This is a genomic window from Halomonas sp. HMF6819, assembly GCF_044335525.1.
Classification (GTDB): Bacteria; Pseudomonadota; Gammaproteobacteria; order Pseudomonadales; family Halomonadaceae; genus Vreelandella.
Window position 1 is genome coordinate 1,102,529 of the sequence record NZ_JBIQVY010000001.1, and the last position, 24,654, is coordinate 1,127,182.

At 64.5% G+C, this 24,654-nt stretch carries 26 protein-coding genes; 10 read left to right on the forward strand and 16 right to left on the reverse strand.

The genetic code is table 11. The features are described from left to right. Nucleotides 1-14: 14 nt before the first annotated feature. Nucleotides 15-1,439 carry an amidohydrolase family protein gene (locus ACGLWX_RS04975; RefSeq protein ID WP_396237822.1) on the reverse strand — a complete coding sequence of 475 codons (1,425 nt, stop codon included), beginning with the start codon at nt 1,437-1,439 and terminating at the stop codon, nt 15-17. Between the two features lie 169 nt (nt 1,440-1,608). Between ACGLWX_RS04975 and tsaD the strand changes: the two genes are divergently transcribed. After that, nucleotides 1,609-2,655 carry a tRNA (adenosine(37)-N6)-threonylcarbamoyltransferase complex transferase subunit TsaD gene (gene tsaD, locus ACGLWX_RS04980; RefSeq protein WP_396237824.1) on the forward strand — a complete coding sequence of 349 codons (1,047 nt, stop codon included), beginning with the start codon at nt 1,609-1,611 and terminating at the stop codon, nt 2,653-2,655. Here tsaD and plsY read toward each other — a convergent pair. Further along, nucleotides 2,652-3,230: a glycerol-3-phosphate 1-O-acyltransferase PlsY gene (gene plsY, locus ACGLWX_RS04985; protein WP_396237826.1), complete on the reverse strand. Its 579-nt coding sequence runs from the start codon at nt 3,228-3,230 to the stop codon at nt 2,652-2,654. The genes tsaD and plsY overlap by 4 nt on opposite strands. Nucleotides 3,231-3,335: 105 nt before the next feature. Here plsY and folB point away from each other — a divergent pair, with 105 nt between their 5' ends. Both folB and folK read left to right on the forward strand, forming a co-directional pair. Continuing rightward, nucleotides 3,336-3,716 (forward strand): dihydroneopterin aldolase, encoded by a 381-nt coding sequence (gene folB, locus ACGLWX_RS04990; RefSeq protein WP_252106942.1) that lies wholly within the window; start codon nt 3,336-3,338, stop codon nt 3,714-3,716. Further along, entirely contained in the window at nt 3,713-4,225 is a 513-nt protein-coding gene (folK, locus tag ACGLWX_RS04995; protein ID WP_396237828.1) for a 2-amino-4-hydroxy-6-hydroxymethyldihydropteridine diphosphokinase, read from the forward strand. Before folB ends, folK begins: the two co-directional genes overlap by 4 nt. Here folK and ACGLWX_RS05000 read toward each other — a convergent pair. Together ACGLWX_RS05000 and ACGLWX_RS05005 are read right to left on the reverse strand one after the other, a co-directional pair. After that, complete coding sequence (locus ACGLWX_RS05000) at nt 4,222-5,343, reverse strand: polynucleotide adenylyltransferase (protein ID WP_396237830.1); 1,122 nt, start codon at nt 5,341-5,343, stop codon at nt 4,222-4,224. The genes folK and ACGLWX_RS05000 overlap by 4 nt on opposite strands. Nucleotide 5,344: 1 nt before the next feature. Next, nucleotides 5,345-6,160, reverse strand: coding sequence for a symmetrical bis(5'-nucleosyl)-tetraphosphatase (locus tag ACGLWX_RS05005; RefSeq protein WP_396237832.1), 816 nt, complete (start codon nt 6,158-6,160; stop codon nt 5,345-5,347). A gap of 221 nt (nt 6,161-6,381) precedes the next feature. Between ACGLWX_RS05005 and ACGLWX_RS05010 the strand changes: the two genes are divergently transcribed. Both ACGLWX_RS05010 and ACGLWX_RS05015 read left to right on the forward strand, forming a co-directional pair. Next, nucleotides 6,382-6,612, forward strand: a complete 231-nt coding sequence (locus tag ACGLWX_RS05010; protein ID WP_396237834.1) for a hypothetical protein — start codon at nt 6,382-6,384, stop codon at nt 6,610-6,612. Then, entirely contained in the window at nt 6,612-8,051 is a 1,440-nt protein-coding gene (locus ACGLWX_RS05015) for an FAD-dependent oxidoreductase (RefSeq protein ID WP_396237836.1), read from the forward strand. The genes ACGLWX_RS05010 and ACGLWX_RS05015 overlap by 1 nt, the downstream gene beginning before the upstream one ends. Here ACGLWX_RS05015 and apaG read toward each other — a convergent pair. From apaG to ACGLWX_RS05040, 5 genes are all read right to left on the reverse strand, one after another. Next, the gene (gene apaG, locus ACGLWX_RS05020) at nt 8,048-8,425 is read right to left on the reverse strand and encodes a Co2+/Mg2+ efflux protein ApaG (RefSeq protein ID WP_396237838.1); all 378 of its coding nucleotides are present in this window, start codon (nt 8,423-8,425) and stop codon (nt 8,048-8,050) included. The two genes, ACGLWX_RS05015 and apaG, sit on opposite strands and share 4 nt — an antisense overlap. Beyond that, the gene (gene rsmA / locus ACGLWX_RS05025) at nt 8,422-9,255 is read right to left on the reverse strand and encodes a 16S rRNA (adenine(1518)-N(6)/adenine(1519)-N(6))-dimethyltransferase RsmA (protein ID WP_396237840.1); all 834 of its coding nucleotides are present in this window, start codon (nt 9,253-9,255) and stop codon (nt 8,422-8,424) included. The genes apaG and rsmA overlap by 4 nt, the downstream gene beginning before the upstream one ends. Nucleotides 9,256-9,313: 58 nt before the next feature. Beyond that, on the reverse strand, nt 9,314-10,372 hold the full coding sequence (pdxA, locus tag ACGLWX_RS05030) for a 4-hydroxythreonine-4-phosphate dehydrogenase PdxA (protein ID WP_396237842.1): 1,059 nt from the start codon (nt 10,370-10,372) through the stop codon (nt 9,314-9,316). Next, nucleotides 10,372-11,403 (reverse strand): peptidylprolyl isomerase, encoded by a 1,032-nt coding sequence (locus tag ACGLWX_RS05035; protein ID WP_396238184.1) that lies wholly within the window; start codon nt 11,401-11,403, stop codon nt 10,372-10,374. The genes pdxA and ACGLWX_RS05035 overlap by 1 nt, the downstream gene beginning before the upstream one ends. A gap of 101 nt (nt 11,404-11,504) precedes the next feature. After that, a complete protein-coding gene (locus ACGLWX_RS05040; RefSeq protein WP_396237843.1) occupies nt 11,505-13,952 on the reverse strand; it encodes an LPS-assembly protein LptD in 2,448 nt (815 codons plus the stop codon). A 70-nt stretch (nt 13,953-14,022) separates the two neighbouring features. Here ACGLWX_RS05040 and ACGLWX_RS05045 point away from each other — a divergent pair, with 70 nt between their 5' ends. The 5 genes from ACGLWX_RS05045 (at nt 14,023) to speD (ending at nt 17,627) form a co-directional block, all read left to right on the forward strand. After that, on the forward strand, nt 14,023-15,030 hold the full coding sequence (locus ACGLWX_RS05045; protein WP_396237845.1) for an aminoglycoside phosphotransferase family protein: 1,008 nt from the start codon (nt 14,023-14,025) through the stop codon (nt 15,028-15,030). Then, entirely contained in the window at nt 15,027-15,710 is a 684-nt protein-coding gene (gene murU / locus ACGLWX_RS05050; protein WP_396237847.1) for an N-acetylmuramate alpha-1-phosphate uridylyltransferase MurU, read from the forward strand. Before ACGLWX_RS05045 ends, murU begins: the two co-directional genes overlap by 4 nt. After that, complete coding sequence (locus tag ACGLWX_RS05055) at nt 15,707-16,096, forward strand: gamma-glutamylcyclotransferase (protein ID WP_396237849.1); 390 nt, start codon at nt 15,707-15,709, stop codon at nt 16,094-16,096. Before murU ends, ACGLWX_RS05055 begins: the two co-directional genes overlap by 4 nt. Nucleotides 16,097-16,265: 169 nt before the next feature. Then, nucleotides 16,266-16,691: an OsmC family protein gene (locus ACGLWX_RS05060; RefSeq protein ID WP_396237851.1), complete on the forward strand. Its 426-nt coding sequence runs from the start codon at nt 16,266-16,268 to the stop codon at nt 16,689-16,691. Between the two features lie 144 nt (nt 16,692-16,835). Next, complete coding sequence (gene speD / locus ACGLWX_RS05065) at nt 16,836-17,627, forward strand: adenosylmethionine decarboxylase (protein ID WP_252106927.1); 792 nt, start codon at nt 16,836-16,838, stop codon at nt 17,625-17,627. 192 nt (nt 17,628-17,819) lie between these two features. Here speD and lpxL read toward each other — a convergent pair whose 3' ends face one another. The 7 genes from lpxL to surE all read right to left on the reverse strand — a co-directional run bounded on the left by lpxL (nt 17,820) and on the right by surE (nt 24,620). Continuing rightward, entirely contained in the window at nt 17,820-18,734 is a 915-nt protein-coding gene (gene lpxL, locus ACGLWX_RS05070; protein ID WP_396237853.1) for an LpxL/LpxP family Kdo(2)-lipid IV(A) lauroyl/palmitoleoyl acyltransferase, read from the reverse strand. Nucleotides 18,735-18,748: 14 nt separating this feature from the next. Next, the gene (alr, locus tag ACGLWX_RS05075; protein WP_396237855.1) at nt 18,749-19,843 is read right to left on the reverse strand and encodes an alanine racemase; all 1,095 of its coding nucleotides are present in this window, start codon (nt 19,841-19,843) and stop codon (nt 18,749-18,751) included. 167 nt (nt 19,844-20,010) lie between these two features. Continuing rightward, a complete protein-coding gene (gene rpoS / locus ACGLWX_RS05080) occupies nt 20,011-20,985 on the reverse strand; it encodes an RNA polymerase sigma factor RpoS (RefSeq protein WP_396237857.1) in 975 nt (324 codons plus the stop codon). A 162-nt stretch (nt 20,986-21,147) separates the two neighbouring features. Then, nucleotides 21,148-22,239: a peptidoglycan DD-metalloendopeptidase family protein gene (locus tag ACGLWX_RS05085; protein WP_396237859.1), complete on the reverse strand. Its 1,092-nt coding sequence runs from the start codon at nt 22,237-22,239 to the stop codon at nt 21,148-21,150. Between the two features lie 17 nt (nt 22,240-22,256). Further along, the gene (locus ACGLWX_RS05090; protein ID WP_396237861.1) at nt 22,257-23,213 is read right to left on the reverse strand and encodes a DUF368 domain-containing protein; all 957 of its coding nucleotides are present in this window, start codon (nt 23,211-23,213) and stop codon (nt 22,257-22,259) included. Next, nucleotides 23,210-23,842, reverse strand: a complete 633-nt coding sequence (locus tag ACGLWX_RS05095; RefSeq protein WP_252107660.1) for a protein-L-isoaspartate(D-aspartate) O-methyltransferase — start codon at nt 23,840-23,842, stop codon at nt 23,210-23,212. The genes ACGLWX_RS05090 and ACGLWX_RS05095 overlap by 4 nt, the downstream gene beginning before the upstream one ends. Before the next feature lie 31 nt (nt 23,843-23,873). Next, complete coding sequence (gene surE, locus ACGLWX_RS05100) at nt 23,874-24,620, reverse strand: 5'/3'-nucleotidase SurE (protein WP_252106921.1); 747 nt, start codon at nt 24,618-24,620, stop codon at nt 23,874-23,876. Nucleotides 24,621-24,654: the final 34 nt, after the last annotated feature.

Consider the following 24,654-nt stretch of genomic DNA (forward strand, 5'->3'; position numbering starts at 1 on the left):
TCTTCGAAACCGGCTCATAGCTTGTCGCGCAGGTGCGAAAGCGAGGCATCGATGCGCGAGGCGATTTGCTCGTCGTCCATGCTCACAAGCTGCCCGCCGCGTTTGGCGATGCGCCCATCCACGGCCACCAGCGAAACGCTTGCCGGTGTCGCGGCAAACACGGTAAAGGCGTAGGGTTCGCTTGGCAGCATGCCAAGGCCCACCTGGTGGGTGTCGAGCATGATCAGATCTGCCTTCTTGCCCGGGCTCAACGTGCCGATCTCGTCGCCAAGCCCGATCGACTCGGCGCCCAAGCGCGTGGCCAGCGCCACCAGCCGCTCGCAGTCGACGCTAGTCTGATTTTCGCTGGCGCCGAGCTCGGTCAGCGCGGCGTGCTTCATCACCGAAAACAGATCGCCGCTACCGGCCAGGGCGTTGCCGTCGATGCCGAGCCCTAGCCGCTCGACGCTTTCAAAGTGCGACAGCCGCGTAAGCCCATAGCCGACCCGGTGCTCGGTAATCGGCGTCAGCGAAAGGCTGGCGCCGGCCTCGTTAAGGGCGCTCAGATGCTCTTCGCTTGCGTTGGTGGCGTGCACGACCTGAAGCTCGGGAATCAAAAACTCGCCGTCGATCAGCGCTTGGAACAGAGCGTCGTGATTTTCGCCGCTGACGTGCACGGAGATCGGCAGGTTCATCTCGCGCGCCGCATCGAACTCCCGTCGCTTGACGGCCATGGCGTTCTGATTGCTTAGGTTATCGGGCAGCCGCCAGCCAAGGCCCAATGAAAGACGCCCGCGCTCGCTAAAGCGCTCCCAGTTCTCTACAAGCTCGCCCAGGTGTTCAAGGTCGATCTGCCCGCCACCGCTCTTGCTCTGGTTGCCAAACATCAGCCGCGTGCGCAGGGGCGAGGCGCCCAGCGCTTCGAGCGCGGCCTGGCAGTGTTCGGGACTTCGGTTGTTGTCGAAAAAGTCGCAGCTGGTGGTCACACCGGCGTTGACGTTCTCCATCGCCGCCAGATACTCGCCGATCCAGATATCGCCGGGGCGAAAGTGTTCGCCCAGCCGCTGTGTCAGCGGAAAGAACAGATTCTGTTCGGTCTGGCCGAACATGCCACGCATCTGGGTCTGCCACATATGGTTGTGGGTATCCACCAGCCCCGGCATGACGATGCAGCCTTCGCCGCTGATCATTTCGCTGTCGCCGGTATCCAGGCTCTCACCCACCGCTTCGATACGCCCGTCCACGACCCAGATATCGGCCTTCTCCAGTGGCGCCTTACCCTCCTCCATGGTCAGGATGGTGGCGTTTTTGATGCACCAGCGCGTGGGCGAGTCACTGGAGGCCTCGTCGCTGTCATCGCTTTCGTCGCTGGCGTAGGCACCGGGCACCAGGCTCGACCCCGCCAGCGCCGACAGGGTGCCAAGAAGCCGGCGTCGAGTGAGGGGGAATGCGTGCCGCATGGCGATGTCCTTGGGTGTATGAACGAGGGTTTTAATAACCCTAGTCGAGCGTTGCCCCGCGTCAACTCAGCAAACGCCGAGGAGGCGGCCCCTTGTGAAAGCGCGTACCGGATCGAAGGCCCGGCGTGATAAAATCGCGCACATCCTGAACGCTTTTAAAGAGACCCCCATGAGAGTGCTTGGCATCGAAACCTCCTGCGACGAAACCGGTGTCGCGCTTTACGACACCCGCGCCCCGGCAGGCCAAGGGCTGCTGGCGGATACGCTCTACAGCCAGGTCGCCATGCACGCCGAGTACGGCGGCGTGGTGCCGGAGCTCGCCTCGCGCGATCATACCCGCAAGCTGCTACCGCTGATCGACCAGGTGCTTGTGGAGGCAGGCCTGAATAAGCGCGATCTTGACGGTATCGCCTACACCGCGGGCCCGGGGCTCGTTGGCGCGCTCATGGTCGGCGCCAGCACCGCCCACGGGATGGCGCGGGCGCTGGATATTCCGGTGCTCGGCGTTCACCACATGGAGGGCCACCTGCTCGCGCCGATGCTCGAGGAGAACCCGCCTGCGTTTCCCTTCGTCGCGCTGTTAGTCTCCGGTGGGCACACCCAGCTGGTCGAGGTCAGCGGTCTTGGCCGCTATCGGCTATTGGGCGAATCCGTCGACGATGCGGCGGGCGAAGCCTTCGACAAGGCCGCCAAGATGCTGGGGCTTGCCTACCCCGGTGGCCCCCAGGTCGCAAAACTCGCCGAGCGCGGTGACCCGAAGCGCTTTCGCTTTCCGCGGCCGATGACCGACCGCCCCGGGCTCGATTTCAGCTTCTCCGGGCTCAAGACCCATACCCTGACCGCGATCAAAAAGCTCGACGCCGAAGGGGCGCTGGACGAGCAGGCCCGCGCCGACATCGCCCGCGCCTTCGAGGAAGCGGTGGTAGATACCATGGTCATCAAGTGCCGCCGGGCGCTGGATGACACCGGGCTCAAGCGGCTGGTGATGGCCGGCGGGGTGAGCGCCAACGCGCGCCTTCGCGAGCGGTTGGCCGTGGAGACCGAAAAGCGTGGGGCCCAAACCTTCTACCCCCGGGCCCGGTTCTGCACCGACAACGGCGCCATGATCGCCTACGTGGGCGCCCGGCGCCTGGACGCCGGCGAGCGCGACACCACCGGCCTCATGCAGGCGACCCCGCGCTGGCCGCTGGACACCCTGACCCCGCCCAAGCGCTAGCGGCGAAGCCGAGGCTCCTTGCCGTCGCGCAGGCGGCGAATATTGAGCGCGTGGCGCGCCACTACCAGCAAGGTGAACGCGCCGACCACGCCCAGATACAAAGGCGCAAGCCAGAGCGTCAGCAGCGGCGCGGCCAGCGCGCAGGCAAGCGAGGCCGCCGCCGCCGTGCGAAGCCGCCAGGCGATCAGCGCCCAGAGTGCTGCACACAAAAGCGCCACCCAGGGCACCAGCACCAGCAGCGCCCCGAAGGCGCAGGCCACCGCCTTGCCGCCGCGAAAGCCGTACCACACCGGGTAGCTGTGGCCCAAAAGCACCGATAGACCCACCGCCCCCTGCAACCACACCGGTAGCGCCTGGCTTTTGGCCAGCATCAACACCGGCATCGCCTTGGCGGCGTCGAGCGCCAGTGTGGCCGCCGCCAGGCGCGGCCCGTGGCTTCGCAGCACGTTGGAAACGCCCGGGTTTTGCGAGCCGCACCGGCGCGGGTCGGCAACGCCGGCGAGCCGACATACGACGATGGCGGCAAGCCAGCTGCCGCTCAGATAGCCCGCTAAGGCCCAGAGAAGCGCATTCACCGGGCACACGCGCGCGGATTGGTATCGTTTGCCGGGCTGCTCACGTACACTCTTTTTTGACCTTGATAGGTATTGTGACAAGCACTTGTAACAGGAACAGGGCGCATGGACCGTATTTTAATTGAAGGTTTGACGATTGAAACCGTGATCGGCGTGTACGACTGGGAGCGCACCATCACCCAGTCGCTGCGCCTGGATTTGACGCTTGCCACCGACATTCGCCCGGCGGCGGCCACCGACGATCTGCACCTGACCCTGGATTACGGCGCCGTTTGCCAGCGCATTCAGCAGTTTGCCGACGAGCATCACTTCGCCCTGATCGAAACCTTCGCCGAGCGGCTGTGCGAGTGCCTGCGCCACGAGTTTCCAATCAGTTGGCTACGCCTGGCCGTGCGCAAGCCCGCCGCCGTGCCCGCCGCCCAAAGCGTGGGGCTCGAGATCACCCGCGGCGAGATTCCCGAGGTCATCGAGCGCCCGGCGTCGTGAGCCTGGTCTGCTTGAGCCTGGGCAGCAACGCCGACCCGGCCACGCACCTTGGCGCCTGCTTCGAGGCGCTAAAGCGCACCTTTTATTCGGTGAGAATCTCGCGGGTGTTTGAAAGCGAGCCCGTCGGCTGTCAGGCCACGGCCAACTTCTTCAACGCGGTGGTCGCTTTTGAGAGCGACTGGAGTCCAGAGGCGCTCAACGAGTGGACCAATGCTCAGGAGGCGGCGCTCAACCCGCGCGTGCCCCGCGAGCGCCACGCCCCTAAAGCGCTGGACATCGACCTTCTCAGCGTGGGCGACACCTGCTCCGACTTCGAGGGCTTCACCCTGCCCCGCGAGGACATCACCCGCTACGCCTTCGTCCTCAGGCCGCTCGCCGAACTTTTACCCAACGAGTGCCATCCGCGCTGTAAAACGCCCTACGCCACACTTTTCGCGCGCGCCGATTTCAGCGACCAGCCTCTGTGGCCGGTGGCGTTCAGCTTTCGCGGCGTGGCGATTTCGCCCTAATCATTTCCTGCGCTCAGCGCCTGCTCGACTGCAACAAAGCGCCGCTCGCGCAGCGCCTCCCCTAGCGCCTTGCCCTGAAAACCCTCGAGCATCAGCGCTTGCGGGCTTACGTTCCGGGCGCGCTGAAACGCATCATTAAGCGGCTTTTCGAGCTTTGGAGCCAGCACCGCAATAAGGGAGAGCTGCGCCTCGACCTGGGCGGGCTTGCGAAAGGCGTCGAGGCGCTCGAGCCACTCGAAGGCGCGCGCCGGGCAAAGCGGGCGCTCGATGAGATGACGGCTCAGCGCCACATGGCGGCAAAGCGCGGCGACGGCGTTGGGCAGTCGAAGGCGCTCGATCAGCGCCTCGCGCTCGGGCTCGCTCAAGGCGCTTGCCAAAAGCGCCATGCGCCAGTGGGCGAGCTCGCCGCCGGAGGGTGCCTTTTCCAAAAGCCCCAGCGCCTCGTCGAGATGGGCCGCCAGGTGCGGCCACCAGCTTTCAAGCGCCTCGGCCTCGTCGAGCGCTTGAAAAAAGCGCGCCGGGTGTGGCTCGGCCAGCGCCTTCTCGGTTTCGACCCACACCCGCTCCGCGGCCAGATGTAAAAGCTCACCGCTTTGCGCGACCCGGCGCATCAGCGTCTGGGTTTGGCTTTCGATAGTGAACCCGAGCCCGGCGTAGCGGGCCAGAAAGCGCGCGGTGCGAAGCACCCGTAGCGGGTCCTCGGCAAACGCCGGGGAGACGTGGCGTAAAAGGCGCCGCTCGAGATCCTTCTGGCCGTCGAAAGGGTCGACTAGCGTAGCGTCCGGGCGCTGGGCGATGGCGTTGATGGTCAAATCGCGGCGCAGCAGGTCCTCTTCCAGCGTCACGTCCGGGCTTGCGTGCACCTCGAAGCCGCCGTAGCCGTGGCCCGCCTTGCGCTCGGTGCGCGCCAGCGCGTACTCCTCGAAGGTTTCCGGGTGTAGAAATACGGGAAAATCCCGCCCGACCGGCTTGAAGCCTTTCGCCCGCATCCGCTCAGGCGTGGCGCCGACCACCACCCAGTCGTTATCGAACACCGGCCAGCCGAGCAGCGCATCGCGCACCGCGCCGCCGACGCGGTAGACCTCGAGCCCGTCGAGCGCCTTATCACAAACGGCCACGTCAGCTCCCTCTCTTCTGGCTGGGTACGCTCACGCGCTCGAGGGTCTCGAGATCCATCGCGGTGAGCGCCCCACCCCACACGCAGCCGGTGTCCAGCGCGTAAGCGTCGATCTGCGAGCCCGGCGTTGTGCCTTCCAGCGCCGCCCAGTGACCGAACACCAAGCGAGTGTCGTCGCGACGCGGGTACTGAAACCAAGGGTGAAAGCCCTGCGGGGCGCTGTCCAGGCCCTCCTTGGCGGCGAAATCAAGCGCCTCTTCACCGTCGATAAAGCGCATGCGGCAGAACACGTTGACCAGCGCGCGCAGGCGGTCCATGCCCTCCAGCGACTCGACGAAGCGCGCCGGCTCGTTACCGTAAAGCGTTTGTAGAAACTGCCCGGCGCTTTCACTTTCAAGCATCGCTTGCACCTCGGCGCTATAGCCCAAGGCGGCGTCTGCGCTCCAGCTCGGCAGCACCCCGGCGTGGACCATCAGCGTGCGGCGCTCGAACACCGCCAGCGGCTGAGCCTGCAGCCAGTCGAGCAGCGCCTCGCGCTCCGGGGCGTTCAGAATCGCCTCCAGGGTGTCGTTTTTTTTCAGCCGGCCGCCGCCGCGGGCGGCGACCAGCAGATGAAAATCGTGGTTGCCCAGTACGCAGCGCGCCGCGCTTCCAAGTGCCTTGACCTCGCGCAGGCACTCGAGCGAGCCAGGCCCGCGGTTGATCAGATCACCCACCAGCCACAGGGTATCGCGGGCCGGATCGAAAGCGAGTTTGTCCAGAAGCGCTACAAACTCCGCGTGGCAGCCGTGAAGATCGCCGATGGCATACATACTCATAAAACGTCGACTCTCATAAAAAACCGTCACTCGTAAAAAACGTTGCTTGTAAAAAAGCGTTGCTCGTAAAAACCGTTACGCATAAAAGGCGGCGACAGCGTGAAAAGCGCGGGCGTGGTGGGCCTGTGCGAAGCGTTGAAAGAAATGCCCGTCGAAAGCGTTCGTCCGGCTACTATAGGCAAATAGCACGACCCCGTGTTGGCTTTAGGGTGACCACGACCATGCCAGAACTCCACGCTCTACCCATCGATTCAAAGGCGACGGCCTGCGCGTCGCTTAAGCTTACAAGCCCCGCGCGCCGGGCGCTTTTAAAAAGCCTCTCGCTCGGCGCCGGCGGCGCACTGCTTGCCGGCGTACCCCACCCCCTGGTACAGGCAGCGTCGACAGCGCCTTCGCTATTGAAAAACGGCTGGCTGTTGCGCCGCGCCGACATCGACGGTTCGAGCCGCTAATGTATCAGCCCTTTAGCGCGCTAAGCGAGCAGGAGGTCTTCGATGTCTGCGTGATCGGCGCGGGCGCGGCGGGCATCACCGTTGCCATGACGCTGGCTCAGCAGGGCCGCCGGGTGCTTCTGTGCGAAGGCGGCGAGGCCTCCTTTAGCGAGCGCTCCCAGGCGCTCTACCGTGGCGACACCCTGGGCGATACTTATCTTGAGCTTTCGAGTATTCGGCTTCGCTACATGGGCGGCTCGACCAATCACTGGGGCGGCGTGTGTCGTCCGCTGGACACCCATGATTTCACCGCCAAACAGGCCGCCCCGGAAACGGCCTGGCCGATCTCCCGTGCGGATTTGGAGCCCTATTTTGAAGCGGCGGCCGCGCTTTTGGATCTGGAGGAGATCGCTCCGGATGCGCCGATCGACGGCGCCGGGCTCGAGCGGGTCTACTTCTCACTGGGCCCGCCCACGCGCATGAAGGACAAGTTCGCCGCGACCCTCAACGGTCTTGAGACGCTAACGTATTGTCTGACCGCCAACCTGGTGGATCTGAGCGTGGGCGATGGCCGGGTCGAGACGGCCACCTTCAGCGATTTCGACGGCCAGCGTAAAACGATCCGCGCGCGCAGCTTCGTGCTCGCCTGCGGCGGTATCGAGAACTCCCGGCTGCTGCTTTGGTGCAACGCGCAAAGCGGCGGCCGGCTGGTGCCTGATACCACCACGCTCGGGCGCTACTGGATGGAGCATCCGCACGCTACCATCGGTCAGGCGCTGCTGTTCGATCCGGCCCGTCTGGGCCTTCACACCGACTACAACGTCTACCTGTCGCCGACCCCACGCGCGATGGCCGAGCGCGGCATTCTCAACTGCGGGCTTCGCCTGCACCGCATGGCGCCGGAAGCCACCCAGGCGCTTGCCGCCGCGCTTGGCCGCGAAGCCCCGGGGCTTGAACAGCAACTAACCCAAAGCGCCGGTAGCGCCCACGGCGTCTATCTGCGCGCCGCTTGGGAGCAGGAGCCTCGTTTCGATAACGCGGTGGAGCTCATGGAGGAGCGCGACGAGCTGGGCGTGCCGCGAAGCCGGCTGGTGTGGCAGCAGTCGGCGCTGGATCGCCACACCATCCGCGAAAGCCTGATGCTACTGGGCGAGTACCTGCTCGAGGAAAACATCGGCCGGGTGCAGTTTGCCGACTGGCTGGCCCAGGAGCCGGTGGCGCTCCCCGAGGAGGGCGAGATCGCCGGGCGCCACCATATGGGCGGTACGCGTATGAGCGACGACGCCCGCCGCGGCGTCGTTGACCGCGACTGCAGAATTTTTGCTCAGGCGAACATGTTCTTGGCCGGCTCCAGCGTGTTCGCAAGCTCGGGCCACGCCAACCCGACGCTGACGATCGTTCAGCTCGCCCTGCGCCTTGGCGTGCATCTCAACGAGGCGCTGGAGCAGCGGCGTGTCTAGTGGAGCTGGCTGGGCGCGGCCAGGCGAAACGGGGGAATGGCGACGTCAAAAGCGCGCTGGGTGTAGGTGTTGAGCAGTGTGTACGCTCCTTCCATCACGCCGACCGGGGTTTGCAAAATCGCCCGGCTGGTGTAGCGAAACCGCTGGCCCGGGCCAATCAGAGGCTGCTGGCCCACCACGCCTTTGCCGCGCACTTCCTGGGCGTCACCACTGCCCTGGGTGATCTTCCAGTAGCGCGCCATGAGCTGAACGCTGTGCGGGCTCTGGTTGTGCACCGTGACCGTGTAGCTGAACACGTAGCGAGACTCGCTCACGCTCGACTCCTCCAGGCAGTACTCGGGCGTGACGCTCACGTCGATCTCGAGCTGGCTCACGGCTCACCCCGCTCGGCGCTCGCCTGTTCGGCGTCCAGACGGGCGACGTGGTTGGCAATCATCACGTACTCCGCCACGCTCAGGGTTTGCGGGCGCCGCCCCGGGTCGATCGAAAGCGCTTCCAGCGTCTCGGCGCTGACCCGGCCCTTGAGGTTATTGCGCAGCGTCTTGCGCCGCTGACCAAAAGCGAGCTTGACCAGCTCGAACAGCAGCGCCGGATCATCCGCCGGGTGCGGCAGCGACTCATGCGGCGTCAGGCGTACGATGGCCGAGTCCACCTTGGGCCGCGGGACGAATGCCTCCGGCGGTACGATGAAAAGCTGCTCGACCTGGCAGTAGTACTGCGCCATCACCGACAGCCGCCCCCAGTCGGTACCGCCAGGTTCGGCGGCGAGGCGCTCGACCACCTCCTTTTGCAGCATGAAGTGCATGTCCTGCACGGCGGTGCCCATGCCGAGCAGGTGCACGATCAAGGGCGTGGAGATGTTGTAGGGCAGATTGCCGACCACTCGAAGCGCCGGGCCGTCGCCCTTGAGCGCGTTGAAATCGAACTTCAGCGCGTCGCCTTCGTGGATCACGAACCCCGGATAGTTGAAAAACTGCACCCGCAGCCCCGGGATCAGGTCGCGGTCGAGCTCGATGACCTCAAGCGCACCGCCGGCGTCGAGAAGCGGCTCGGTCAGCGCCCCCTGGCCCGGGCCGATCTCGATCAGCCGGTCGCTCTTCGCGGGCCCGATAGCGCGCACGATGCGCGAAATGATGCCGGGGTCGCGAAGAAAGTTCTGGCCGAAGCGTTTTCGGGCGCGGTGTTGAAGGGGCGCTTGAGACATCGAACGAAAGTCCTTGAGTAGGATAAAGCGTGTAACGGGGTGGCGAATGAACCGGCGGCTAGCGCGTCGAGGCAGTATAGACGGCGCGCTGATCGCCAAGGTGTCTGGCGAGGTCGATCGCGACCAGCAGGCTCTCGGGGCTCGCCACGCCCAGGCCCGCCAGATCGAGCGCGGTGCCGTGATCCACAGAGGTACGCACCAGCGGCAAGCCAAGGGTAATGTTGGCCGCCTGGCCGAACCCTGCATACTTTAGCACTGAAAGCCCCTGGTCGTGATACATCGCCAGTACCGCGTCGACCTCACAAAGGTGGCGCGGGGTGAAGAGCGTATCCGCCGGGTACGGGCCGCGAACGTCGATTCCCTGCGCTTTCAGATGCTCGATGGCCGGCGTGATGGTCTCGATCTCTTCAAAGCCCAGGTGCCCCTCTTCACCGGCGTGGGGGTTGAGCCCGCACACCGCGATGCGCGGCGAGGGAATCGCGAACTGGCGGGTCAGGTCCTCGGCAAGCAGCGTAATGAGGCGCGTTAGCCGCTCGAAGGTGATGGCATCCGCCACCTGGCGAAGCGGCAGGTGCGTGGTGGCCAACGCCACGCGCAGGTCACGGCTTCCCTGCCAGCCGTCCCGCTGGGCGTGCAGGGCGCGGTCGGTGGCCAGCATCATCACCACCTCATCGACGCCGCAGGCGTCGCGCAGCCACTCGGTGTGGCCGGTGAAGCCGGTAAAGCCGCCGTCGATGATCACGCCCTTGTTCAGCGGCGCGGTGACGATACCCGCCGCCCTGCCTTCCCGGCAGGCGGCAACGGCGACGTCGAGCGTCTCGATCACGTAGCCGGCGTTGGCCGGCGCCAGCACCCCGGGCGTGCAGGCCGCGCCGAGGGCGACCGGCCACACCGGTAGCTGCGGCCTCGCAGCGTTTTCCGGCGGTTGCTCCCCGGTCACGATCTCCACGTCGAGCTTCAAGCGCGCGGCGCGCTCGGCCAGCATCTGCGGGTCGCCGACGGCAACGGTATCCGGGGGCAGGCGCTTTTGTGCGGCCAGCATCAGCGTAAGCTCCGGGCCGATGCCCGCCGGCTCGCCGGTGGTGACCAGCAGCGGTAAACGAGGCTCGCCGGTCATTACTGGCGGATGTCCACGAAAGCCTCTTCGCGGATCTCGCGCTGCCAGTTTTGCAGCTCTTCGTTGGCGCGGCGCTGGAAGATCGCTTGGCGCACCTGCTCGCGGCGGCTCTCGTCGGTCACGTCCTGACGGCGGCGATCGAGCACCTCGATCACGTGGTAGCCGAACTGCGAGCGCACCGGCGCCGAGATCTGGCCCGGGCTCAGGCTATTCATCGCCTCTTCGAACGCCGGCACGGTTTGGCCCGGGCGTACCCAGCCCAGGTCGCCGCCGTTCATGGCGCTGCCGCTGTCGTCGCTGAACTCGCGCGCCACCGCGGCGAAGGATTCGCCCTGCTGCAGTCGCGAGCGCACCTGCTCGGCGCGAGCGCGGGCCTGGCTTTCATCGCGGGTCGGGGTCAGCGCGACGAGAATGTGGCGCGCCTGGCTCTCCTCGATGAAGGACTGGCCTTGCTGGCCGGGCTGCTGCTCGATAAAGCGGTCGACCTCGCGCTCGCTGACGTTGACGCGCTGCTGGATCTGACGCTGCTGCACCTGACGCATCAGCATTTCGCGGCGCACATCCTCGCGCACCTCGGCCAGGCTCAGCCCGTCGGCCTCAAGGGCGTCAGCGAAGCCATCAAGACTCATGCCGTTGGATTCGGCAATGCTGCGCAGTTGACGGTTGAGTTCGGTGTCGTCGACATTGAGATTCGCATCACGCGCCATCTGCAGCTGGATTTCGTCGAGCACCATGCGCTCGAGCACCTGCTGGGTGAGCTGGCGCCGCGGCGGCAGCTCGCCGCCTTGGGCCTGGGCCTGCTGCTCGATCTGATTGACGCGATCATCTAGCTCGCTTTGCATGATCACGCCGTCGTTGACCACCGCCGCGACGCTATCGAGCGTCTGGCGCTGGCTGTTTTGAAAGCTCTGGGCCAGCACCTGGGTGCTGGTTAGCGCCGCGCCGGCGCCCAGGCTAAGCGCCAGCGCCCCGACCGTGGTCAGCCGCGAAAGCGTTCGTGTAAAGCGGCCCTGGGCCCGAATTTTGTGCATCATCATGGAAAAACTCTCTTCGTCGCTTAAAAATAGCCGCGCGTTACGCTAGCCACGCATCGCCGCAGTGGCAAATGCTATTGGCAAATGACAGTGGCAAGTTACAAAGGCGAAGGCGTGTAGCCTGGAATCGCCCGGTCGAAGTAGGTGTTCGCGCCTTGACCAACGCCGCCCAGCCCCCGGAAAACGAAGCGCAAAAACAGGCCGCGGTCGCTGAAATCGTCGGCCACACGGGCGGTGTCGTTGTCGTCGATCCATTCGCGCCATACGAGCTGCACGCCATAGCAGCAGTCGTTCCACTGCACGCCGGCCAGCTGTTCCAGCGCCCGGTCGTTGGTCTGGTCATACAGATAGCGCCCGATCAGGTCGATCTGCGGGGCAGCCTTGTACCCCACCGAAAGATCCCACTCTTCGCGGTTGTAGTCGCGAAAGCCGTCGTCGCCGGGCACTACGCCGGGGTCGAAGCCTTCGATCTCCCAACGGTAGCCAAGGTTCACTACGTGGCCCTCGGGATGGCGGTAGCGAACGTCGACGCTGGAGCGCTCGGTCTGCTGGCGCTGGTCGTCGTAGAGCCACTCGTAGCCGGTGCTAAAGCGGTCGTTGATCTGCCAGTCTAGGCGCGTCACCAGCGGCGAGCGCTCGCGGGTCGCCTGGTAGCGGCTTTGCGGATTGACGAAGGGGTTCTCCTCCGGGCGATCCGGAAGCGTGTCCGGATCGCCGTTTTCGTCGATGCGCCGCTCGGCGAAGTAGGCGCTCTGGCCCACGCCGAAGGTGAGCCGGTCGCGCCCGGCGTCGTCCTCGATCAACCGCGACTGCACGCCGTAAGAGATCCGGTTGAGATCGCCCACCCGGTCAGCGCCGGAGAAGCGCAGCGGTGACCAGAGCTGGTCCCAGGAGAAGGCGCGCTCGTAGCTGTCGAATTCGGGCAGATCGGACTGGTCGGTGCGCGGCACGAAGGCGTAGTTGAGGCGCGGCTCCAGGGTCTGGCGATAGCCGTCGCCGCCGAGTTCCAGATCGCGCTCGAAGATCAGGCCGCTGTCGATGGAGGTAACCAGCAGGCTTCGCGTGGGCGACGTGGCACGGTCGGTGTCGCGGCTGCCGTAGTCGAGCTCGTAGGCGGTGTTCCAGAACTCGGTGCGAGGCTCGATGTAGCCCCAGGGCTTCTCGAAGCGCCAGCCCACCGCCGGGGTCAGGTGAAGGCGCGAGCCGTTGGCCGCTTCGCGCTCGGGCACCAGATTTTCGTTCACATCGCGCCAGAAGTAGGTCGCATTCGAGCGCCACTGGCCGTAAAAGCCGCCGCCGAGATCCCAATTCGTGGTGTTGGCGGTCAAACTCGGCAGCCGGTAGAAGGGTTTGTCGCTGTCGGCCAGCGGGTCCTCGAGGCGCTGGAACCCCTGGGCGCGGGCGTCGAGCTGCCAGCGCTCGCCGCGGTAGTCTACCTGTGCCAGGCGCTCCATGCCGGCGCGCTCGCTGCTGCCGAACTCGGCGCCAAAGTCATCGAAGTAGCGCCCGTCGCTGGCGCCGCCGTAGCGCAAATTGTAATTGCTGCGCGCGTTGATGCGCCCGCGGTGCTGGGCGTCGATGTACCAGCGCGCCTCGCCCTCGAAGCGGTTATCGCCAGAGCTTCGGCCGCCGTCGTCGGCGAGGTAGCCGCCTTCGATCAGGGTGCGGGTCTGCTCGCTCATGTGGCGGTATTCGCCGTTGAGCAAAAGCCCTCGGTCGGTCATGAAGCGCGGTGTGATGGTCGCGTCCTGGTTGGGCGCGATGTTCCAGTAGTAGGGTTGGGCGTAGTCCAATCCATCGTTGGAGAAGCCAAGCGTTGGCCACAAGAAGCCGCTTTGACGCCGGTCGTCCAGCGGAAAGCGCACCCAGGGCCAGTAGAAGACCGGTACGTCCTTGACGTGCAGGCGGGCGTTGCGGGCGGTGCCGAAGCCCTCGGCCTGGTTCAGGCGGATGTCGCTACTCAAAATCTGCCAGGTGTTTTCGCCGGGCTCGCAGGTGGTGAAGCTGGCGCTTCGCAGCCGGTACTGATCCTCGCCGGTCTGCTCGAGCCGCTCGGCCTGGCCGCGCAGGCGCGGCTCGTAAAGCACGTAGTGGCTGTTGTCGATGGTGGCGCGATCTTCGTTGAGAAACAGCGTGGCCTGATCGCCGCGCACCAGCGCCTGACCGTCTCGAAGCGCAAGCTCCCCTTCGGCATCGACCTGCTCGCGCTCGGCGGGAAGAAAAATCTGCGCGGCCTGAAGCTCGCTATCGCCCCGACGCAGCACCACGTCGCCGCGCAGGAGCGCCTCGCCGTTTTGGGCGTAATCGGCGCTTTGCGCCTCCACCGAGAGTGTTTCCGGGTTCTGCTCGGCGGGCAAACGGTAGCCGGGCATTACGTAGCGGCCGCGGCATAGCTGATTGGATGCCTCGTCCGGCCGGTAGGGCTGCCAGTCCAGCGCACTGGCGGGCAGCGGCTCGCTTTGCGCCACCGCCGACGTCGCCGTGAGCGCAAAAATACCCAGCAGCGTATGCCCCGCCAGCGCCGTCCCCGTACATCGCTTGCCCATGTTCGTTATCCTTGGCATTCAGAATCGGTATTATACAGCTCGCATGATGCCCGACCAGCAAGGAGCTTGCATGTCCACATCCAGGTTTGACGCCCTCACCAAGTGGGTCGCCGACCAGCACGGTCTCGATTCGACCGCCCTTACCCTCGCCCCCGCCGGGGGCGATGCGAGTTTTCGCCGCTATTTTCGCCTGAGACTTCCCTCCGGCGAAACACAAATTGTCATGGACGCCCCGCCCGAGCAAGAGGACTCCGCCCCGTTCGTGGCGATCGGTCGGCGGCTTCACGCGGCCAATCTGCCGGTGCCCGCCATTTATCAGGTGGATCTGGACCAGGGCTTTCTACTGCTCGAGGACCTGGGCGACACGCCGCTTCAGGCCAGATTCACCGATGCCGCGAGCGTGCTTGAGCACTCGGCTCAGGCGCTCGGGCTTGTGAGCGCGCTGCAAAACGCCATGGACCCGGGCACGTTGCCGGCATTTGATGAGGCGCTGGCGCGCCGCGAGCTCGCGCTGTTTCCCGAGTGGTGCCTGAAAGGCTGGCTCGGACTCGAGGTACCGGCCTCGCTCGCCGCCCTGGAGGGCGACCTGGCGCGGCTGGCGCTCGAGCAGCCGGTGGTGAGTGTACATCGAGACTTCGACGCCATGAACCTCATGCCCCACGCGGGCCGCCTTTACATGATCGATTTCCAGGACGCGGTGGCCGGTCCCGTCACTTATGACGTCATTTCGCTTCTTTGCGGGCGCTACTGGCGCTTCAACGCGGATGATTTCGACGCGCTGGCGCTGGCGTTTCACGCCCGGGCGCGCCAGGACGGGCGCCTACCGGCAAGCGTCGATGCGGCGACGTTTTTGCGCTGGTGTCGCGCGATGGCCGCCCAGCGCTCGCTGAAGGTGCTGGGCATTTTCTGCCGCCTGACCCTGCGCGATGGCAAAACCGGCTACCTCGAGCGGCTACCCCACTTTCTGGATCACCTTGAGGACAGCCTGGCCGGGCTTTCAAACCACGACGATTTCGCCCGCTGGGCGCGCGACACGCTGCGCCCGGCCATCGCCGACAAGCTGGAAGTTTCGCCATGAAGGCGATGATTCTGGCCGCCGGGCTCGGTACGCGCATGCGCCCGCTGACCGACACCTGCCCCAAGCCTCTGCTACCGGTCGGCGGCAAGGCGCTGATCGAACATCATCTGGCGCACCTGGCCCGGGCCGGCATTTTTGATGTAGTGATCAATGTAAGCTACCGCGCCGAGCAGATCATGAAGGCCCTCGGCGACGGTACGCGCTACGGGCTCTCGATCACCTACAGCGTGGAGCAGACGCCGCTGGAAACCGGCGGCGGCATTTTCAATGCGCTACCTCTTCTGGGCGAGGCGCCGTTTTTGCTGGTCAACGGCGACGTCTGGTGCGACGCCCTGCCCACCCCGACGCTTGGGCCGCAGGCGCTCGCCCACCTGATGCTGGTGGACAACCCGCCCCAGCACCCAAACGGCGACTTCTCGCTCGAAAAGGGCCAAGCGGGGCTCAATACGCCGGCGCTCACCTACTCGGGCATCGCCGTCATCCATCCGGCGCTGTTTCAGGGTTGCTCCCCCGGCGCCTTCGCGCTGGCGCCGCTTCTAAAAGAGGCGATTACCCGCGGGCAGGTCAGCGCCGAGCACTTTACCGGCCACTGGGTGGATGTCGGCACGCCGGCGCGACTAGAGGCGCTCGAGGAGTTTTTAACGTCATCGACACACCGCTTTACCAGGGAGTCACCGTGAGCCTTGCCGACGATATCGCCGTCACGCCTCTGGTCGCCGTATACGGCACGCTGAAAAAGGGGCTCAACAACGCCCACCTGCTGGAGGCGGCCGAGTTCGTCGGCGCGGATACCAGCCGCGTGCTTACGCTTTACGACGTGGGCCCCTACCCCGGCGCCAAACAGCGCGAATCGAAAGGCATTGCGCTGGAGGTCTACCGCATCAACGAGGCAATGCTTGCCCGGCTCGATGTACTGGAGGATCACCGTATCGACGCCCCGGACGAGGGCGAGTATCAGCGCGTCACGCTAACGACCCGTTTTGGCCCGGCGTGGGTCTATCTTTACAATCCGGACATCGTTGACTTCATCGCCATCGATGAAGGCGGCTGGCCGCTGCCGCGCTAGGCGGTCTCGACCGGCAGGCGTGTTATCCTGCGTGCATCGGTAGTAGGCCCGGCGCCCTTATCCAACGCGCCAACCGCCTTTGGAACATACTCAAAAACGTATTTAAAAACGCATTCAAAACGTATTCAAAACGTATTCAAACCCCAGCATCAGTCGAAAGGAGAGCCGCGTGAAAGCACGAGTGAAGTGGACAGACGGACGCCAGTTCGTGGCGGAATCGGGCAGCGGCCATAGCGTGGTGATCGACGGACCGCCGGATCACGGCGGGCGCAACACCGGCCCACGCCCAATGGAAATGCTGCTGATGGGCATGGGCAGCTGCACGGCGTTTGATGTACTGAACATTCTCGACAAGGCGCGAGCCGATGTCACCGACTGCGTGGCCGAGATCGACGCCGAGCGCGCCGACGAGGTGCCTTCGGTGTTCACCCGCATCCACGTGCATTTCGTGGTCACCGGGCGCGGGCTCAAGGAGAAGCAGGTGCAGCGCGCCGTCGAGCTCTCGGCCGAGAAGTACTGCAGCGCCTCGATCATGCTGGTCAATGGCGGCGTCGACATCACGCACTCCTTCGAGATCCAGGACGCTGTGTCGTAAAAAAATGGCGAGGCGGGATGCAACGCGGGCCGCGGGGGGGCATAATAGCCCGCCCTCGCGCCCGACGCGGGGCGCTCAACATTTGCCAATCGGTTCCGGCGCTGGCTCGTCGGGGTGTTTTCACTGCCATCAGGAGGCGCGGAATTGCCTGATAATCTCCGACTCCACGGGTTTAACAACCTCACCAGCTCGTTAAGCTTCAACATTTACGATATCTGCTACGCCAAGACCGAAGAGCAGCGCGGCGCGTATATCGACTATATCGATGAGCTGTACAACGCCGAGCGTCTTACCCAGATTCTCAAGGATGTGACCAACATCATCGGCGCGCACGTGCTCAACATCGCGCGTCAGGACTACGAGCCCCACGGCGCCAGCGTGACCATTTTGATTGCCGAGCACGAGCTCGACGAACCGGCAGCCCAAACGACGCCCGGCCCGGGCCCGCTTCCGGAAACCGTGGTCGGCCACCTGGACAAGAGCCACGTGACAGTGCACAGCTACCCCGAGTCCCACCCGGACAACGGCATCAGCACCTTTCGCCTGGATATCGACGTTTCCACTTGCGGTCACATCAGCCCGCTCAAGGCGCTGAACTACCTGATCCACAGCTTCGATTCCGATATCGTCACCATGGATTACCGGGTGCGCGGCTTCACCCGCGACGTCGACGGTAAAAAGCTCTTCATCGACCATGCCATCACTTCGATTCAGGACTACCTGGCCGAGGACACCAAGCAGGCGTATCAGATGATGGATGTGAACGTGTATCAGGACAACATGTTCCACACCAAGATGCTGCTCAAGGATTTCGAGCTGGACAACTATCTGTTCGGCACCTCACGGCGCGACATCACCTTCGAGGAGGCGCGCGACATCGAAAGCCGCCTGCGCAAGGAGATGCTGGAGATCTTCTACTCGCGCAATCTCGATTGATGATCAAACGATCGAAAACGACAAAGCCGACGCCTGTGCGTCGGCTTTTTTGTAGCCCATGATTTTACCCCAAATGCAGTCTTGAGCGCCCCGTAGCGAGGGTCTTTCGCCAGGGATGGCGAAAGTAGCCTACAGGGACGTATTCATGGCGCCCTCGCGTAGGGGCGCTCAAGACGGCCTCAAGGCTCGCGGCTAATAAACCTTCTCCTCGCCTTCCGGGCGCGTTTTGAAGCGCCGGTGCAGCCACAGGTACTGCTCCGGGTGTTTGCGGATCGCCCGCTCGATGAACTGGTTCACCCGGGTGGCATCCTCGACTTCGTCCTTGCTTGGAAAATTCTCGAAGGCCGGCAAGCACTCGATGGTGTAGGTGCAGTCGTCCGGGTTGCGGTGGAACATCAAGGGCACTACCGGCGCGCCGGTCATGCGGGCGATCTTCGAGGTCAGGCGGATGGTCGCCGCCTGCTGGCCAAACAGCGGTGCAAAGACGCTGACATCGCGGCCGAAGTCCTGGTCCGGCGAGTACCAGACGATATGGCCCGCCTTGATGCGACGCACGACCCCGCGCAGGTCGTGGCGGTCGATCGCCTGGCCGAAAATCCGCGAGCGCGCCCGGGTCATGAAGCGCTCGAACAGCGGGTTATTATGCGGCCGGTAGACCACGTCCGCCGGAAAGAAGAGCGAGTGCAGCGCTCCGCCCAGATCCAGCGTCGAGAAGTGTATGCCCACCACCAGCACTCCCTTACCCTGAGCCTTGGCCCGAGCCAAGTGCTCCTCGCCGTGGTAGGCCACCCTGTGGCGAAACCCCTCGGCGCGGCGACACCACCCGGTGGCGGTCTCGACCAGCCCGATACCGTTGGCGATGAAGGTCTTTCTGACCAGCTGACGCTGGGCATCATCGCTTTTTTCGGGAAAGCAGAGCGCGATATTGGTCGCGGTGATATGGCGCCGGCGCTTGATCAGCGCCCAGGCCATCAGCCCGATGAGCTTGCCGATGGCAAGCTTCAGCCGCCAAGGCAGCCAGGCCACGATGTACATCGCACCGATGGCAAGCCAGGTCGGCCAGTAGCGCGGGTGAGCGAACGAACGGGGAAAGGGTTTCTTCGACATTGGGGTAACCTTGATCAAGCGCCGTGATAGCGGCGCGGCACCCGGGGCAGCACCCCGGTCAAAAGCGTATAGCTGATCGTATCGCAGTGGCGGGCGATCTCGTCCACCGACAGAAGCGCCCCACAGGCGCTCTGGCCCCACAGCGTCACTTCGCTGCCGATCGCCGCCCCCACCACCTCGGTCACATCCACCGTAAGCATATCCATCGACACGCGCCCGACGATCCTGCAGCGCTGGCCGTTGACCAGCACCGGCGTGCCGTCTCTCGCGTGGCGATCGACACCGTCGCCATAGCCCGCGGCGACCACGGCAATCAATGAGCGACGGGGCGCGCGCCAGCGCCCGCCGTACCCCACCGGCTCGTTCGCCTCGATCTCGCGCAGCGCGATGATTTCCGAGCGCAGGCTCATGACCGGGCGAAGCGTCTGAGTAATGGCGTTGTCCACCTCCAGCGGGTTGCTGCCGTAAAGCATCACCCCGGGCCGGTTCCAGGCGCCATGGGCGGCGGGATAGGCAAGCGTGGCCGGCGAGTTGGCCAGGCACAGCGGCGCGCCGAGGGCGTTTCCAAGCGCTGCGACGCTTTGGAGCTGGCGCTCGAAATAGCCGCTGTCGCCGGCATCCGCCGTGGCGAAGTGGCTCATCAGGTGAAGCTCGCCCACCCCGGGGGCGGCCTCGAGCCGGCGCCAGATCGTTTCTACCCGGTCGGGCTCGAATCCCAGCCGGTGCATGCCGGAGTCGACCTTGACCCAGACGGGGATCGGCGTTTGAGGCGTAAACGCCAAAAGCGCTTCGATTTGCCAGTCGCTGTGCACGCTGGTCCACAGGCCGTGGGCATCGACCAGAGCGAGCTCTTCGGCGTCGAAGAAGCCCTCGAGCAACACGATGGGGGCGGTGATGCCGCCTTCGCGCAGCGTGATCGCCTCTTCGATACACGCCACCGCCAGCGCCGGGGCGAGCGGCTCAAGCGCACGAGCGCAGGCAAGCGCGCCGTGGCCGTAGGCGTTGGCCTTGATCACCGCCACGGACTGGCTTTGGGGCGCGCAGCCGGCGGCCACGCGGTAGTTGTGACGCAGCGCGTCGAGATCGATATGGGCCGCCAGAGGGCGCATTGCTCTTCTCACTTACCAGGCGCTGACACGGCGCCTGTGGGTTTCATTCGGGTATAAAAAAGCCCAACGTATTGGGCCGGGTCATCTGCTTGAATGCCGGCGCACCGGCTGGCCGGTGCGCCCTGTCTTGCCGTGGGCAAGTCTCGCGGGAAGCAGTGCGTTAAGGCTTAGTTCTCGAAGATGGCGTCGAGAGAAAGGCCCTGTTTTTCCAGCGAGCGGCGAAGCTTCTTTAGCGCTTCGACCTGGATTTGACGAACCCGCTCACGGGTTAAGCCGATTTCAGCGCCGACCTCTTCGAGAGTCGCCGACTCGTGGCCACGCAGGCCAAAACGGCGAACCACGACTTCGCGCTGCTTTTCACTGAGCTCATCGAGCCAGTGATCGACGTGCTCACGCACGTCACCGTCGACCAGAAGCGATTCCGGGCCGGAGACGTCGTCATCGGCCAGGGTATCGATCAACGGCTTGTCGCTTTCGCCGCCCATGGGGTAATCCACCGACGACACGCGCTCGTTCAAGCCCAGCATTTTCTTGACCGTGCCCACCGGTTTATCCAAGTGCTCGGCGATCTCTTCAGCGGTCGCCTCGTGATCGAGCTTTTGAGTCAGCTCACGAGCGGCGCGCAGATAGATGTTGAGCTCCTTGACCACATGGATGGGCAAACGAATGGTGCGCGTCTGATTCATCAGCGCCCGCTCGATCGTTTGGCGAATCCACCAGGTGGCGTAGGTCGAAAAGCGAAAACCGCGCTCGGGGTCGAACTTCTCCACGGCGCGAATGAGCCCTAGGTTGCCCTCCTCGATCAGATCGAGCAGCGTCAAACCCCGATTGAGGTAGCGTCTGGCGATCTTGACCACCAGGCGCAGGTTGGATTCGATCATCCGCGAGCGACCCATCGGGTCTCCCTTGCGCGCCAGCCGGCCGTAATAAACCTCCTCTTCCGGCGTCAAAAGCGGCGAAAAACCGATTTCGTTGAGATAAATTTGCGTAGCGTCCAGGCTCTGGGTCGACTGTCGATCTTCACGCCCCAGTGCTTTTTCGAAGGCATCTTCCTCTTCGTTGGCGGTCTCCTCGGCATCATCCAATGCCTCCTCCGCAGTCTCAAGGTCAACCTCCTGCAGGTCCTTCTCCAGCATGCTCATGATCTTACCCCCGTTGTCTTGCCTAACCGCCATGTAAAAAAGTGTGGGTGGTCGTACTGTCTGTACGCGCTCACCGTTATTGTTATATGACGCTCTTATCAAGCTGTTCGGGTTTTTTTAAAGGCGCGGGGCGCCTTGGCCAAGCCGTTCAAAGAGAGTGCTTTAACGCGATGGTAAAAAGTCCAAGGGGTTTTCGGGTTGGCCATCGCGGCGCACCTCGAAATGAAGTTTGACGCTGTCGGTGTCGCTATCGCCCATGGTGGCAATGACTTCTCCTGCCTCGACCACATCGTTTTCGCTGACGCGCAAACTGTCGTTGTGCGCGTAAGCGCTAAGAAAGTGGTCGTTGTGTTTGAGTAGTATGAGGTTGCCATAACCCCGTACTCCGCTGCCGGCGTAGACCACGATGCCTGGACCGGCGGCCCTTACAGGTTGCCCCTTTTGTCCCGTGATATCAATCCCGGCGGTGATCGTTTCGCCCTCACCAAAGCCACCGGCGACTTGGCCATCCGCCGGCCAGCGCCAGTTGATGGTCTCGGCCGGCGTGAAGGTGCGCGAGGAGCGGTCTGGAGCCGCGGGCGCCTCAGACGCAGCGGCGTCGGGCGTCGATTCCACCGGTTCGGGCTGCGGCTCGGGTTCAGCGGGTGCCTCCGGTTCCGGCGTGGCGGCGGGCGCCTCCTCTGTTGAAGTCTCAGCCGCGGACGCCTCTTCATGCGCCGGCGCCTGGTCGTCACTACCGTCGTCTTTACCGTCGCTATTGGTGTCGCCGCGCTCGGCGGTGATGCGCTGATTGCGCTCGATGGCGCTCTCATCCGGCAACAGCCAGTCCATCTGCTGGTCGCTTGACGAAACGGTGTTTTGGCCGCCGACTTGCGCGCCGGTCTCGTTGCCAGCGACGGCCATGCCACCGCCCAGGCCGGTGGCTACCGCGCCGCCCTGGCGCGCCGGCGACTGATCGGCCGGGCTCGGCCCCTGGGCATTCGCACCGCCGCCCTGGCGCAGCGTGATGGTCTGGCCGGGTTGAATCTGATACGGCGGGGCGATGTTGTTCATCGCCGCCAGCTCCCGGTAGTCCAAATTGTATTGCCAGGCGATGCCATAGAGCGTGTCGCCTGGGGCGACGGTGTACTGGGGCGAGCTTTCCACCGCGCGGCGCGCTTCGCTCAAATCTCGTACCTGGGGGGCGTTTGACGGCTGATTGACGCAGCCGCTGATGGCCAACGCCACTAAAGAGAGTGTAAAAACCTTACGCATGCAAACCCTACTCCTTTTCAACGCCGCGCGCTTTGTGTCGAACTGCGTGGCCCTTGAGCGGCCCGCCGGCTAAGTACCACCACCAGCACCGCGCCAACGAGCATCATGACCACGACGCCCACCACCTGGGCGCTACCGTCGGTCAGGTTAGCGTAGTCACCTGGCAGCAGATAGCGGTGGGACAGCGGAATGATCTGCCCTTCGGGGCCCATTTGATAGCTAAGAAGTTCGCGCCAGGGCCACAGCACCGGCAGCGAGCCGACGATGAAGCCTAAAAGTAGCTGCATCGTGGCGTTGTGATGGCGGTTCAAAAGCCACCAGAGAAATCGTGAAAAGAGCATCAGACCGGTCAAACAGCCCAAGCCGAACCACATGATAATACCGATATCGAGGCTTTTGATAGCCCCCATGATGGTGCCATAAAGCCCCATGGTGAGTAACAAAAAGCTTCCGGAAACGCCGGGCAGTAGCATTGCGCTGATGGCGATGGCGCCGGCCACGACGACGATCAGCGCCTCGTTACCCAACAGCAGCACCAGCGGCATCAAGGCCGGAAGCGCCTGGGCAAGTACCAGCCCGGCTAACAGCGGCAGCACGTATAAAAGCCGCCAGCGCCCACTTGCCCGGCCCACTACCAGCGCCGAGGCGGCAACCAGCCCGAAGAAGAAGCCGTCGAGCAGCAGCGGGTGCGCTTGCATCAGCCAAAGTGCCAAGTGCGCTACGCTGACCAAACTCAGCGCGATACCGGCCAGAAGTGGCACCAAAAACCCGAGATTCAGGTGCGCAAAAAGACCCCGCCAGCCGCCCCGGCGCCAGGCGGGCCAGGCGCTGGGGCCGAACTGTTTGATGGTATGGATCAGCTCTTCATAAATGCCGGTGATGAAGGCGATCGTGCCTCCCGAAACGCCGGGCACCGCATCGGCGGCGCCCATCCCGGCGCCTTTTAAAAATACGCCCAAGCGTCGATGCTTCAATCCACCACTCCTTGCAATAAAGGGACGAAGCGTACCGGCTCCAGGCGGCGCTTCTCGAACGCTCCCCCGATACGCTTGACCTGTGTTAGCCACTGGCTACCGTCCGGCGCTTCCAGTGGCGCAATCAATACGCCGTGATGGCCCAGCTGCTCCAACAGCGCTTCGGGCAGCGTTTGCGCGCAGGCGGTCAGAAGGATCACGTCAAACGTTGCCCCTCCCGGCCAGCCCTCGCCGCCGTCGGCAATGGCCAGATTCACGCGGGCATCAAGACTCGAGAGCCGCCCGGCCGCGCGCTCGCCAAGCGTAACGATTCGCTCGACGGAATAAAGCGTGGGCACCAGCCGCGCCAGCACCAGCGCCTGGTAGCCCGACCCGGTGCCCACTTCGAGCACCCGCCGGGGGTTGGCCTTGAGCACGAGCTCGGTCATTCGCGCCACGATAAACGGCTGCGAAAGCGTTTGGCCATAGCCAATCGGCAGCGCCGTATCCTCGTACGCCCGGTGCGCCAGCGCCTCGTCGACGAACAGGTGGCGCGGCTCGGCGGCCATGACCTCGAGCACCCGCGCGTCGACAATGCCCTGGTCGATCAACCGTTCGACCATACGATCTCGCGTGCGCTGGGAGGTCATTCCCCGCCCACGGCGCTCCTCCTGAAAGAGATCAGGCAAAAGCGTCCAGCCAGGCTTGCACGTCGCCCCGCGCCGGGTGGCGCGTCAGGTCGGTCTGTAGCGGCGTGATCGAGACGAACCCTTCGTTGATCGCGGCGAAATCCGTGTCCTCGCCGTCATCGGCGTTGGCCGCCACCGGCGCGATCCAGTAGCGGGTGCGCCCGCGCGGGTCCTTGATCGGTACCGCCTTCTCCGCCGGGCCGCGATAGCCAAGTCGAGTCACGCGAACGCCCTTAATCTCCTCCCAGGGTAGATCCGGCACGTTGACGTTCAAAAGGGTTCTGGGCGGCAGTGACAGCGTGTCGGCGGCGCCGACGAGTGTCGCCGCCATTCGCGCGGCGCTCTCGAAATGGCGCTCGCCGCAAAGCGACATGGCGATCGCACTCATGCCCAAATTGCGCCCTTCCATGGCCGCCGCGACGGTGCCGGAGTAAAGCACGTCGTCGCCCAGGTTGCTACCGTGATTGATCCCGGCGATCACCAGGTCCGGGCGCTCGTCCCACACCCCGTTGACGCCGAGATAGACGCAGTCGGCGGGCGTGCCGTCGACGCTGTAAAAGCCGCCGTCGAGCGCGGTGAGCGATAGCGGGCGCGACAGCGTCAGCGAGTTGCTCGCCCCACTGCGGTCACGATCCGGCGCCACCACGCGCAGTTTGGCGTGCTCGACTAGCCCGTCGTGTAGCGCGCGAAGCCCCGGCGCGTACACGCCGTCGTCGTTGGATAAAAGCAGTCGTCGCATGGGCCTCTCCCTAGGCAGTCGGTGTGGCGTAATT